This is a genomic window from Candidatus Purcelliella pentastirinorum, assembly GCF_003391335.1.
Classification (GTDB): Bacteria; Pseudomonadota; Gammaproteobacteria; order Enterobacterales; family Enterobacteriaceae; genus Purcelliella; species Purcelliella pentastirinorum.
The window spans coordinates 311,067-324,590 of record NZ_CP028374.1; the positions used below are offsets into that span (position 1 = coordinate 311,067).

General features: G+C 20.9%; 12 protein-coding genes. 9 read left to right on the top strand and 3 right to left on the bottom strand.

All coding sequences use genetic code 11. The features are described 5' to 3' along the window. The first annotated feature begins 306 nt into the window (after positions 1-306). The 3 genes from folD (at position 307) to fabB (ending at position 4,213) form a co-directional block, all read left to right on the top strand. The gene (gene folD, locus C9I82_RS01520) at positions 307-1,167 is read left to right on the top strand and encodes a bifunctional methylenetetrahydrofolate dehydrogenase/methenyltetrahydrofolate cyclohydrolase FolD (protein ID WP_115956093.1); all 861 of its coding nucleotides are present in this window, start codon (positions 307-309) and stop codon (positions 1,165-1,167) included. A gap of 153 nt (positions 1,168-1,320) precedes the next feature. Continuing rightward, positions 1,321-2,697 (top strand): cysteine--tRNA ligase, encoded by a 1,377-nt coding sequence (gene cysS / locus C9I82_RS01525; RefSeq protein ID WP_115956094.1) that lies wholly within the window; start codon positions 1,321-1,323, stop codon positions 2,695-2,697. Positions 2,698-2,995: 298 nt separating this feature from the next. Further along, positions 2,996-4,213 (top strand): beta-ketoacyl-ACP synthase I, encoded by a 1,218-nt coding sequence (fabB, locus tag C9I82_RS01530; RefSeq protein WP_115956095.1) that lies wholly within the window; start codon positions 2,996-2,998, stop codon positions 4,211-4,213. A 1,113-nt stretch (positions 4,214-5,326) separates the two neighbouring features. Here fabB and bioB read toward each other — a convergent pair. Continuing rightward, the gene (bioB, locus tag C9I82_RS01535; protein ID WP_115956096.1) at positions 5,327-6,325 is read right to left on the bottom strand and encodes a biotin synthase BioB; all 999 of its coding nucleotides are present in this window, start codon (positions 6,323-6,325) and stop codon (positions 5,327-5,329) included. A gap of 730 nt (positions 6,326-7,055) precedes the next feature. Here bioB and C9I82_RS01540 point away from each other — a divergent pair. Further along, positions 7,056-7,271 carry an aminotransferase class III-fold pyridoxal phosphate-dependent enzyme gene (locus C9I82_RS01540; RefSeq protein ID WP_115956097.1) on the top strand — a complete coding sequence of 72 codons (216 nt, stop codon included), beginning with the start codon at positions 7,056-7,058 and terminating at the stop codon, positions 7,269-7,271. Between the two features lie 376 nt (positions 7,272-7,647). Here the strand turns inward: C9I82_RS01540 and pgl are convergent, their stop codons facing one another. Both pgl and rsmD read right to left on the bottom strand, forming a co-directional pair. Further along, entirely contained in the window at positions 7,648-8,655 is a 1,008-nt protein-coding gene (gene pgl / locus C9I82_RS01545) for a 6-phosphogluconolactonase (protein ID WP_115956098.1), read from the bottom strand. Positions 8,656-8,688: 33 nt separating this feature from the next. Further along, positions 8,689-9,249 (bottom strand): 16S rRNA (guanine(966)-N(2))-methyltransferase RsmD, encoded by a 561-nt coding sequence (gene rsmD / locus C9I82_RS01550; protein WP_115956099.1) that lies wholly within the window; start codon positions 9,247-9,249, stop codon positions 8,689-8,691. Between the two features lie 152 nt (positions 9,250-9,401). On the opposite strand from rsmD, the gene rpoH reads away from it, so the two are divergent. The 5 genes from rpoH to C9I82_RS01575 all read left to right on the top strand — a co-directional run bounded on the left by rpoH (position 9,402) and on the right by C9I82_RS01575 (position 13,495). After that, positions 9,402-10,259: an RNA polymerase sigma factor RpoH gene (rpoH, locus tag C9I82_RS01555; RefSeq protein ID WP_115956100.1), complete on the top strand. Its 858-nt coding sequence runs from the start codon at positions 9,402-9,404 to the stop codon at positions 10,257-10,259. Between the two features lie 194 nt (positions 10,260-10,453). Beyond that, complete coding sequence (gene fabA / locus C9I82_RS01560) at positions 10,454-10,972, top strand: bifunctional 3-hydroxydecanoyl-ACP dehydratase/trans-2-decenoyl-ACP isomerase (RefSeq protein ID WP_115956101.1); 519 nt, start codon at positions 10,454-10,456, stop codon at positions 10,970-10,972. 195 nt (positions 10,973-11,167) lie between these two features. Further along, positions 11,168-11,698: a hypoxanthine phosphoribosyltransferase gene (hpt, locus tag C9I82_RS01565; RefSeq protein ID WP_115956102.1), complete on the top strand. Its 531-nt coding sequence runs from the start codon at positions 11,168-11,170 to the stop codon at positions 11,696-11,698. 103 nt (positions 11,699-11,801) lie between these two features. Beyond that, a complete protein-coding gene (locus C9I82_RS01570; RefSeq protein WP_115956103.1) occupies positions 11,802-12,728 on the top strand; it encodes an ABC transporter ATP-binding protein in 927 nt (308 codons plus the stop codon). Then, entirely contained in the window at positions 12,725-13,495 is a 771-nt protein-coding gene (locus C9I82_RS01575) for an ABC transporter permease (protein ID WP_115956104.1), read from the top strand. The genes C9I82_RS01570 and C9I82_RS01575 overlap by 4 nt, the downstream gene beginning before the upstream one ends. The last annotated feature ends 29 nt before the right edge of the window (positions 13,496-13,524 follow it).

The following is a 13,524-nucleotide window of genomic DNA, read 5'->3' on the forward strand; positions in this document are numbered from 1 at the left end:
GGTTTTATTGAATATTTTATTTAATTTTTAGTAATTATTATTTTTTGATTTAAAATTTTTACATGTATTTTAAGGATTTAATGTTTTTTTTATTAAGATATTATTTATAAGATTTTTTTAATTTTAAGTTTTTTATTTTATTAAGTTTAATTTGATTAGTTATTTTTTTTAAATTATATATAATATTCTTTTTTTATATTTTATCCATTTAATTTTAACTAAATATATTATTTATATAATAGAAATTGTATTAAGTATTATTTTTTTTAAAAATTGTTTTTTACTAATATTGAAAGTATAATTTATATGATAGCAAAGATTATTAATTGTAAATTTATAGCTGATGATATTTTATCAAAGGTTATAAAAAAATTATCTTTTTATCAGGAAAATAAAATACGTTCTCCTCGTCTTGATGTAATTTTAGTTGGCGATGATATAGCTTCTAATTTATATGTAAAGAATAAATATTTGGTTTGTAAAGATATTGGTATTATTTGTAATATTCATAAATTTTCTAATTTTGTTAGTGAAAAAGAGTTATTATTTTTAATAGATAAGTTAAATAATAATATTAATGTAGATGGAATATTAATTCAATTACCTCTTCCTAAAATTATTAATACTGTTAAAATTTTAGAAAATATATCTATTTTTAAAGATGTTGATGGATTGAATCCTTATAATATTGGTTGTTTATATTTTAATAAATCAAAATTACGACCTTGTGCATCTAGTGGTGTTATTAGTATCATTAAATATTTAAATATTAATACATACGGTTTAAATGTTGTTATTGTAGGAGCTTCTGATATTGTTGGCAAACCTATAGGTATAGAATTATTATTAATTGGTTGTACTGTTACTATTACGAATCGTTATACCAATAATTTGCGTTTTTATTTAAAGAATGCAGATTTATTGATTGTTGCTATAGGAAAATCTTGTTTTATTCATGGTAGTTGGATTAAATCAGGAGCAATTGTTATTGATGTAGGTATTAATTTATTAGATAATGGTAAGATAGTAGGTGATGTTGATTTTATCTCTGCTTTATATAGAGCATCTCATATTACTCCTGTCCCAGGAGGTGTAGGCGTGATAACTGTTGCTACAGTAATGAAAAATACTTTAATAGCTAGTAAGTATAATTTAATAAATATGTGATTATTAATCTATTTTTTTATTTTATATCACATATAATTTGATTTTTTTAAATTTTAAAAAAAATACATATTTAATGTATAATTAATATGAATTTTACAATTTATTTATTATATAGGTTAATATTGTTTAATTAAGATAGTGATTTTATTGTTTATGTTAAAAATATATAATACATTAAGTAAAAAAAAAGAGAAATTTAAAGCCATTTGTAATGGTAATATAAATTTATATGTGTGTGGATCAACAGTATATGACTTATGTCATGTAGGTCATGCTCGTACTTTTGTATTTTTTGATATTATGGTTAGATATTTACGATTTATTGGTTATAATGTTAAATATGTTCGTAATATTACTGATATCGATAATAAAATTTTAAATAAAGCTAAGGAAAATGAAGAATCAGTATTTTCTTTGACTAATCGTATGATTTTAGAAATGAGTTATGATTTTTGTAATCTTAATATTTTATCTCCAGATTTGGAACCTAGAGTAACTGATAATATTAAATGTATAATTGATTTAATTATTATATTATTAAAGAAAAAATATGCTTATTTAGCTAAAAATGGTGATGTATTATTTTCTATAGATTCTTATTCTAGATATGGTTATTTATCTGGTCAAAATTTAAAATTGTTGAAAAATAGAATTAGATATAATTATTCAAAAAATAATTTTTCTGATTTTGTTTTATGGAAGAGAGTTGATTATGGTGAATGTATATGGAATTCCCCTTGGGGATTTGGTCGTCCAGGATGGCATATTGAATGTTCTGCAATTAGTCAAAAATATTTAGGTGTTCATTATGATATACATGGTGGAGGTAGTGATTTAATTTTTCCTCATCATGAAAATGAAATTGCACAATCGATTTGTGCATATAATAATGGTTATGTTAATTATTGGATGCATACAGGATTAGTTATTTTTGATAAAAAAAAAATTTCAAAATCTAATGGAAATTTTTTTAATTTGAAGTATATATTATCTAAATATAGTGTTGATTGTTTAAGATATTTTTTAATATCTTCTCATTATAGAAATATATTATATTATAATGATGATAATATATATAATGCTAAAAATTCTTTGAAAAAAATATATAATGCTTTATATGGTACTAATTATTTAGTGTCTACTTTTTCTGAAGATGATTTTAAAATTAGATTTTGTCAAGCAATGAATGATGATTTTAATATACCTAAAGTAATTTCTATATTATTTGAATTAGTTGATGAGATAAATATTTTTAAGAAAAAAAATAATTTTTTAATAGCTAATAAGTTATCAAGTCGTTTGATTGAATTATTTTCTATATTAGGTATTCGTTTTTTAAAATTAAATAAAAAAATAAATTTTAAAAATAATGATAAAAAATATAATTTAATTAAAAAATTAATTTTAAAGCGTGATAATGCTCGTAGATCTTGTAATTGGTCTATCGCTGATAAAATTAGAAATAAATTGTATTCTTTAGGTGTTGTTGTAGAAGATAGTTTACATCGTAGTATTTGGAAAATAAAATAAATATTTATATATATATTTAATAATTTTAATTTATAATTATTTTGAAGGATATTAATAAAATTAATTTATTTATGATATAAATAAATTTTAAATAAAAAAGTAAATATTATATATTTTATATATATAATAGTATATTATTTCTTATATAGATAATTTATTTTATTAATTTGATAAAATAACAATTTTAATAATATTTATAGTTTTCGTTAAATATCTATTTTATTTGAGGTGAAAGGTTTATATTTATGAGCACGTTGCTTTTTAAAAAAATTATTTTATATATAATGAGGTATTTTAAATGAAACGTGTGGTAATAACAGGTATAGGTATAGTTTCAAGTATTGGTAATAATAAAAATGATGTTTTATATTCATTAACAAATAGTTGTTCAGGAATTATTTATTCTCAAGTAATGAAAGATGTTGGTTTACGTAGTAATGTTTGGGGTTACATAGATTTAGATATTAAGGGATTAATTGAACGTAAAATATTAAGATTTATGAGTGATGCATCTATCTATGCATATTTATCTATGAAACAAGCTATATCTGATTCTTGTTTATCTGCTAATATGTATCAAAATAATCCTAGAGTTGGTATTATAGTAGGATCTGGTGGTGGATCTCCTAAGTCTCAAGTTTATAGTGCTGATGCTGTTCGTAGTCCTAGAGGTATAAAATCTTTAGGACCATATATGGTGACTAAAGCTATGGCATCCGGTGTTTCTGCTTGTCTGGCTACTCCTTTTAAAATATATGGTTTAAATTTTTCTATTAGTTCTGCTTGTGCAACTTCAGCACATTGTATTGGAAATGCTTATGAACAAATACAAAATGATAAGCAGGATATTATTTTTGCAGGTGGTGCAGAGGAATTGAGTTGGGAACTTGCTTGTGAATTTGATGCTATGGGAGCATTATCTACTAAATATAATCATAATCCTAGTATAGCTTCTAGAACATATGATAAAAATAGAGATGGTTTTGTTATCTCTGGTGGTGCTGGTATTGTAGTCATAGAAGAATTGCAACATGCTTTAAGTCGTGATTCTCATATATATGCTGAAATTATTGGTTATGGGGCTACATCTGATGGTTATGATATGGTAGTTCCATCAGGTGATGGTGCTGTTCGTTGCATGAATATGGCTATGAAAGATTTAGATGTTGGTGTTGATTATATAAATACTCATGGTACATCTACTATTATTGGTGATACTAAAGAATTATATTCTATTCGTACTGTTTTTGGTAAAAATATTCCTCCAATATCTTCTACAAAGTCTATGACTGGTCATTCATTAGGTGCTTCTGGCGTTCACGAAATTATTTATTCTATTTTAATGTTGGAAAATAATTTTATTGCTCCTAGTATTAATATTAAAAATATGGAAGATTTAGCTAAAGATATTGATGTTGTTTTAGAAACAAGACGTGTATTTTTAAATACAATTATGTCAAATAGTTTTGGTTTTGGTGGAACTAATGCTGTATTAGTTTTGAAAAAATATTATTGAAGTTTTATTTTTATATGGATAGTTTTAATTTTATTTCATTTATTTCTATTTTATTATGTATATAGAGTAACCTAGTAGTGATTTTTTATCATATTTTTCAGTGTATTAATATAATTTTTATTAAATTTATTTTTTATAAATATATTTTTATTATTTTTATTATATAAATAATTCGTTTCTATTTTTTTATAGATCTTGTTGCATTCATTATTTTTAGAAATATTAATGTTATTTTTTTGCTATATAATTTATTATTTTTTTTATTTTTTTTATTTTTATCTTTTTTTATATATTTTAACAATATTTTAAGGTATTTATTTTTGTTGTTTATATAGTTGTATTGTAAATAAAATTTTTAGAAAATTATTTTAAATATTCTCCTATATCTTTATTATTTAATACAGCAGTGTCATTGATATTAAAAGCCTTTATTGAATGTCATAGTTAATTTTCAGATTTTATATTATTTTCTCAACATGTATCTCTTTATTATAATTTATTAATTTCAATTACATGTATTTTATCAATCATAAGTAATATATTGTTTTTGTTAGTTTATGATAAAATTTTAATTTTGGAATAACATTATCTATATTAAATGTATCTTTTGTTATTGTTAATATTTTATTTTTTTAACTTGATGATAAAATTTTTTTAAGTTTTTTATTTTGTTATATTAAATATGCAAAGTTTTACTTTACTATTGATTGTTGTATTTATAATAGAAGTATTTATAATTTATCAGCGATTATTAAATCTTTTTTTTGTATAAGCGACATAATTACAGTTTATCTTGTTGCGTATCCTGAGGCGAATAATATAATTTTTTTATAATTTAACTATTTAGTTGTTTTTTTTAAATAATTTATTTTTTATGCTATGTTTATTAATATAATGAGATTATCTTTATCTAATTATATTTATTTCAACACCCTATCTTCATTTTTAAATGATTTTTTTCATGATTTAATACTAAATAATTTTTATTAGAAAAATTTATATATTTTTTTTCATAATTTGTATAAATCTTGAGTTGATATTTTATTTAGTAATATATGTGTGTAGATTTTTTTTATTATTTTATTTATTATTTTTATATATAAGTTCATAAATTTATAATGCAGCATTGTAATAAAGAGTTTTTGTTTTTTTTTCTATTTTTTTTATTTTTTGTTTTTTATATTTATTTATTCCTAATTTATTAAATAATTTATTATCTTTTTTTTGAGAATTGTTTTTTGTTGTTAGTAATTTACAACCATAAAATATTGAATTGGCACCTGCCATAAAACACATGGCTTGTGTTTGTTCGTTCATTTTTTCTCTTCCAGCAGATAATCTTACATATGATTTTTGCATCATTATTCTTGTTACTGCTATCATACGTATAAAATCAAATGGGTCTATTATTTTATTTTTTTCTAAGGGTGTTCCTTTAATATTTACCAGCATATTTATAGGTATGCTTGTTGGTTGTTTTTTAAGATTTGCTAATTGTATTAATAAATTAGCTCTATCTTCTATTGATTCTCCTAGCCCAATAATACCTCCTGAACATATTTTTATTCCAGCATTACTTATATTATTAATAGTATCTATTCGATCTTGATATTTTCTAGTGGTTATAATTTTTTTATAAAATTTTGGTGATGTGTCTAAATTATGGTTATAAAAATCTAATCCTGCTTTTGCTAATTTTTTAGCTTGTTTGTTGTTTACTCCTCCTAGTGTCATACAAGTTTCTATACCTATTTTTTTTATTTTTTTTATTATATTTTCTAAGTATGGAATATCTCTGTCATTAATATTACTCCATGCTGCCCCCATGCAAAAACGTTGTGATCCTGCTTTTTTTGCTTTTTTTGCTGCAATTAAAATTTTTTTTGTATCAATTAATTTATTTATTTTTGTATTTGTTTTATATCTTGAGCTTTGTGAACAATATTTACAGTCTTCCGGACATAATCCTGTTTTTATTGATAAGAGCATACTAATCTGTATTATATTAGGATCAAAATGTTTTCTATGTATTTTCTGAGCTTTATACATTAAATCTAAAAATGATTTATTAAATAATTTTTTAACTTTATCTATAGTCCATATATTGTGCATTATTATTCCTGTTTTGTTATATTATTAATAATATTTTATTTATAAAATAAAACTTTTTATTCTTTTTTGCAATATTAATTATAAAATAATTTTATTTAAATTTTGATAAAAAGTATATTTGTCATCTGTATACTTCAATGTTTACTACTTTACTTGTTATTTGATTGATTATGCATATGATATATATATAAAATTATATAAAGGTAATAAATTAATTTATGTAATTTTTTCTTGGTGAGGTTTTATTTATATATATAATAATAAATTTATTAATGATATTTTAAAATATTAGATAGATAAAATTACTTATTTTATGTTCAGTGGTATTAAATATATTTTTTTAATTAAATTTTGTGAAAAGTTATTAGAGTTTTTACTTTGTTAATTAGAATATATATTTTATCTGATATTGTTTTATTTAGCTTTAGGTTGTATTAAAGATGTTTTTATAATATTAGATCAAATTTTAGGTTAAGAACAATATAATTTTATTAGTATAAGACGATTTTATCATGTAGATACGATTTCTGTTATGTTTATTTCGTATTTAAGTAATTATATGTATAAAATTTATTTAAATTTTTTGTTTATTCAATTATTTATTAATAAGTTGAATGTGGATTTTATGATAAATAGAAAGAAAAATATTTTGATAGGATTGATATTTTTTTAAGTACGTATCATAATTTATTCAATAATATTAGAACTTATTATTTAGGCTATAGGTAGTATGAATTTTTATCATCCTAAATATTTGTACAAATTAAAATTATTATGTAATAAATATGAAATATTTTTGATTTATAATAAAATTTATACTGGTTTTAGTCGTACTAATAAATTTTTTGTTTTTGAATATTTTAATATTGTTTTTTTATGTATTGGAAAGGTTATTATTGCTGATATTATGATTTTAGCGGTTACAATTAATAGCAGCTATAATTGATAAGGTAAGTTATTTTATGCATGGATTATATCAATTATTTAGCATGTTTATTTGTTGTAGTTATTATATATAAATAATTGGAAATTGTAGTTTTTAACATTTATATTTGGATAAAAATAGGTTTATTTTCTTTAATTAACCATTATAATTCTAATATATTAGGTGTTCGTATGGAGTTTTAGAATTAGAATATAAAATAAATTTATTTCATGTACAAAAATTATTTTTAAAAAATGGTGTTTGGATAAGATTATTTGACAGAATAATATATCTTGTTCACCTAATATAATTAGTGAGTAATTTATAATAAAATTGTTTAATTCTATATATTTTATATTAAATAAATTTGACATATTTATTTATGATTAAAGTATAATTATTTTTTTATTAAATTTGTTATTATCCACATAGGATTATTGCCTGTATTATAGCAATTTATATAACTTAATCTGCCATTTTCTTTTTTTAAAATTTTATAAATGGTTAATGAATTACTTTTTTGTCCAACTGAAATTAGATATTTTCCATAATAATCAATGTTAAATGCTCTAGGACAGGTTTCTGTTTTAAAGTGTCCAGTTATTGATATTTTATTACCTTCTTTATTTATTTTAAATGATGTTATAATATTTAATGCTCTGTCAGAAGTATATAGATATTTATTGTTTGGTGTTATATGAATATCTGCACCCCATCTTTTTTTATTGTATTTATATGGCATAGTATCTATAGTTTGTATTATTTTTATTTTTTTTTTGTTTTTATTTTTAAGATTTAAAATATTTATTGTACTATCTAATTCATTTATACAATAAGCATATTCATTTTTATTATGAAAAGTCATGTGTCTAGGTCCTGATTTTTTTTTTGTTTTTATTTTTATTTGTTTATGATGTACTAATTTTTTATTTTTATTTAATTCATATATATATATGCAATCTTCTTTTAATGTTGGAATTAAAAATATATTTTTTTTTAGGTATAAATTTGTTGAATGACAACCATGTAATTTATTTATAGTTTGTTTATATTTTTTAGGTATTCCATATTTAGATATTTTATAGATATCAATACAATTATAATTATATGACGTTACAAATAACAAATTATTAATATAGTCTATTTCTAAATGGTTAGATGTTATTAATAATGGTGTTTGTTCTATTTCTTCTAATTTTCCATCTTTTTGAATTTTGTATGTTATAATTTTATTTTTAGATCTTACGCCTGCATATAATATTAATTTATTTTTATTAATTATTATCGGTTGTACGTACCCATTTGTGTATATATTTTGTATTTCATGTAATTTTCCTTCATTATCCAGTGTTAATATTATTATTTTTTTACTGTCATAATTAGATATATATATATTTTGTTTCATATATGTTTTTTTTAAGATTTAATTTATTTTTTTTTATTTTATTTTATATATGCTATAGGTTATATTTTTTGTGTATTTTGTCTTATATATTTCCCAATTTTTAGGAAGTTTAATATTTTTGTCTTTATTATTTTTTTCTATATAGATTAAAGATTTATTTTTCAGACATTTATTAATTTTTATTATTTTTACTATTTGTGTTATTAAGTTTGTTTTAAAGGGTGGATCTATAAATATTAAATTATATTTTTTTTTAGTTTTTTTTATCCATTTTAATGCATTTGTATTTATTATTTTTGTATTTAATATTTTTAATTTTTTAATATTCTTTTTTAATATTTTTATGATATATTTATTTTTTTCTAAAAATGTGACTGAAGATGCGTTTCTTGATAAAGCTTCTAGACCAAGTGACCCGCTCCCAGCAAAACAATCTAAACAGGATGATTTATAGATATATGGTTCAATCCAATTAAATAAAGTTTCTTTTATAATATCTTTTGTAGGTTTTAATTTTTTTATATTAGGTATTATTATTTTTTTACCTTTCCATTTACCACTTATTATACGTATTATTTTTATGTTTTTTTTCATTTTTTAGTTTTATTATTATTTTACGATTATTATATTTATATAGTAATATAATATCATTATTATTTAATTATTTATTTTTTTATTAAAAATATAAATTTTATTATTTTTGAATGTTTATATCAGCAAAATTTTATTTTATATGCGAGGTTTTAATGAATAGTGAATTACAAATTTCTTTTATTTCTCCTTTAGGAAATTTAGAGTCCTATATTAAAGCAGCTAATTCTTGGCCGATATTATCTGCAGGTAAAGAACAAGTATTAGCTAAAAAATTATATAATCATTGTGATTTAAATTCTGCAAAAATATTAATTTTATCACATTTACGATTTGTAATTCATATAGCGCGTAATTATTCTGGTTATGGTTTACAGCAAGCTGATTTAATTCAAGAAGGAAATATAGGATTAATGAAAGCCGTTAAAAGATTTAATCCTAATATTGGTGTACGTTTAGTGTCTTTTGCTGTACATTGGATTAAAGCTGAAATTCATGAATATGTTTTAAGGAATTGGCGTATTGTTAAGGTAGCTACCACTAAAGCACAACGTAAATTATTTTTTAATTTACGTAAGACTAAAAAAAGAATGGGTTGGTTTAATCAAGAAGAATTAAATAGAGTTGCTGAAGAATTAGGTGTAAGTAGAAAAGATGTTCGTGAGATGGAATCTAGGATGTCCGCACAAGATATTACGTTTGATATACCTATTGATGATGAGTTGATTAATAATAAGTCTTTAGCTCCTGTGTATTATTTAAGAGATAAAACATCTAATTTTGCTGATTATTTTGAAAAAAAAGATTGGGAAAATAGTACTACTAATAAATTAAACCATGCTATGAAAGTCTTGGATGATCGTAGTAAACATATTATTTTTTCTAGATGGTTGAATGATAACAAAAAGATTACATTACAAGAATTAGCTAATTTTTATGGTTTATCAGCTGAACGAGTTAGACAGCTTGAAAGGAGTGCGATGAAAAAATTACGTGCTGAAATTGAATCTTAATATTTTAATAGATATTTATTTTAGATTTTTGTTTTATATATTAAAATATACTTGTATTATATAAGTTATATTAATATATCATTGTTTTTTATTAATTTTTTTATTTTTATATATTAAGTAAATTTTGTTTTTATTAATAATATATTTAATTTTAATTTTTTTATTTTATTATTTATGGAATATTTAGATATTACATGTTTGATAGGCGTAGTTTTTATAATAAAGATGATTTAATTTCTTCCGGGTATGGTAGATTATTTGGATCTGATGGTCCATCTTTACCAATTGGTAAAATGTTAATGGTAGATCGTATTATCAAAATAAATAATAATGGTGGTTGTTATAAAAAAGGTTATGTAGAAGCTGAATTAGATATTTTTTCTAATTTATGGTTTTTTAATTATCATTTTGTTAATGATCCGGTTATGCCTGGTTGTTTAGGTTTAGATGCTATGTGGCAGTTAGTTGGTTTTTATTTAGGTTGGTTGGGATATAAAGGGAAAGGAAGAGCTTTAGGAGTTGGTGAAGTTAAATTCACTGGTCAAATTTTACCTAATACTAAAAAAGTTACATATTGTGTTCATTTTAGACGTATTATTAATAGAAGATTAGTTTTAGGAATTGCAAATGGTAAAGTTATTGTAGATGATAGAGTGATTTATATGGCATCAGATTTAAAAGTTGGTTTATTTAAAGATATTTTATTTTTTTAGTTTTATTTATAAGTTTTTTTTATTTTTATGTTATTTTAAGTATTAAAATTATTTTAAATAGATTATATATAAAATATATTTATTATAGTTTTATTTTTTTAAAATATTTTATAAAGTTAAGATTTTATTTTAATTTAAATAAATAGTAATTTCTTATAATAATATAAAGGATTATTAATTTTGCATTATTATTCTATGAAATACTATATTGAAAAGTTGATTTCTTCAAATGATATAAATTCAAAGGTTAATTATTTAGGTAAACGAATTACGCAAGATTATTATAATATAAGTAAAAAATTTATATTGATTGGTTTATTGAGAGGATCTTTTATTTTTGTATCTGATTTATGTAGAGTAATTAATATTCCTCATGAAGTAGATTTTATGACTGTATCAAGTTATGGTAGTAATATGTTTTCTTCTAGAGATGTTAAGATTATTAAAGATTTAGATGGAAATATTTATGATAAAGATGTATTAATTATTGAAGATATAATAGATTCTGGTTATACCATAAGTAAAGTTTATGAAATGTTATTATTACGTAAACCTAATTCATTATCTATTTGCACTTTATTAGATAAACCATCATGTAGAGAAGTCAATATATTTATTAAATATATTGGATTCACTATATCTAATGAATTTGTTATTGGTTATGGTATTGATTATAATCAAAATTATAGACATTTATCTTATATAGGAAAGGTTGTTGTTAATTAAAAATATTTTATTTATTATTTATAAATTTTTAAATTAATATTATAAATTTGGTTGATTTTAAAATTAATTTTATTTTATTTTTTTTTATTTAGGGTTTTTATTTATGAAGTATGCACTTGAATTAATAAATATTAGTAAAATATATTGTAATAAAATTTATGCTCTTAAAGATATATCTTTAAATGTAAAAATAGGTGATTTTTATGCGTTATTGGGTCCTAATGGTGCTGGTAAATCTACAGCTATTGGTATTGTTACTTCTTTAGTTAATAAAACTACTGGTAAAATATTTGTTTTTGGTCATGATTTAGAAGTTGATACTGTTAATGCAAAGCGTCATTTAGGGTTAGTACCTCAGGAATTTAATTTTAATCCATTTGAAACAGTTTTACAAATAGTAGTTAATCAAGCTGGTTATTACGGTGTTTGTAAATATGAAGCTCGTATTCGTGCTAAGAAGTATTTAGGTGAATTAAATTTATGGAATAGGAGAAATGAAGTAGCACGTATGTTATCTGGAGGTATGAAAAGGCGTTTAATGTTAGCTAGAACTTTAATGCATAATCCTAAATTATTAATTTTAGATGAACCTACAGCAGGTGTTGATATTGAATTACGTAGATTTATTTGGAAATATTTAAAAAATTTAAATTCTAATGGTGTAACTATAATTTTAACAACTCATTATTTAGAAGAAGCCGAAAATTTGTGTAAAAATATTGGTATATTTAATCGTGGTTTATTAATAGAAAATAGTTCAATGAAATTATTATTATCTAAATTAAAATATCAAACTTTTATATTTGATATTTTAATACAAAATAGAAATATAAATTTAAAAGGATTTAAGTATAAATTAATTGATCAATGTACATTGGAAGTTGAAGTTATGCGTAGTCAAGGTTTAAATTCTGTTTTTGATCAATTAAATTTACAAGGTATTCAAGTATTTAGTATGCGTAATAAATTTAATAGGTTGGAAGAATTATTTGTTAAACTTATTAAAAATAATAAAGGAGAAAATTTATGACCCAATTATATTGGGTGGCTTTAAAAAGTATATGGAGTAAGGAAATTAATAGATTTTCTAGAATATGGATTCAAACTATAATTCCTCCAGTTATTACCATGACTTTATATTTTATTATTTTTGGTAATCTAATTGGTGATCATATTGGAACTATGGATGGTTTTTGTTATATTAAATTTATTATGCCAGGTTTAATTATGATGTCGGTTATTACTAATTCTTATTCTAATGTTGCTTCATCATTTTTTAGTGCTAAATTTCAAAGGAATATTGAAGAATTATTAGTTGCTCCTGTTCCATCACATATAATAATTTTAGGATATGTTGGTGGTGGTGTCGCTAGAGGAATATGTGTTGGTTTTTTGGTTAATATGATTTTATTATTTTTTATTCCATTTAAAATGTATTCTTTTTTTATTATATTTTTAATAATTTTTTTAACTGCTTTTTTATTTTCATTAGCTGGTTTATTAAATGCAGTTTTTGCAAAGACATTTGATGATATTAGTTTAATACCTACTTTTGTTTTAACCCCATTGACTTATCTTGGTGGTGTATTTTATTCACTTAATTTATTACCTTCTTTTTGGAAAACTATTTCTAAATTTAATCCTATTGTATATATGATTAGTGGTTTTCGTTTTGGTTTTTTAGGAGTTCAGGATATTCCTATTATTTTTACTTTATTAGTATTATTTTTTTTTATTTTTCTATTTTATTTTTTTGTATGGATTTTGATTGAGAAAGGAATAGGATTAAGAAATTAATTTTATATTTTTTTAAAATTTTGTATTTT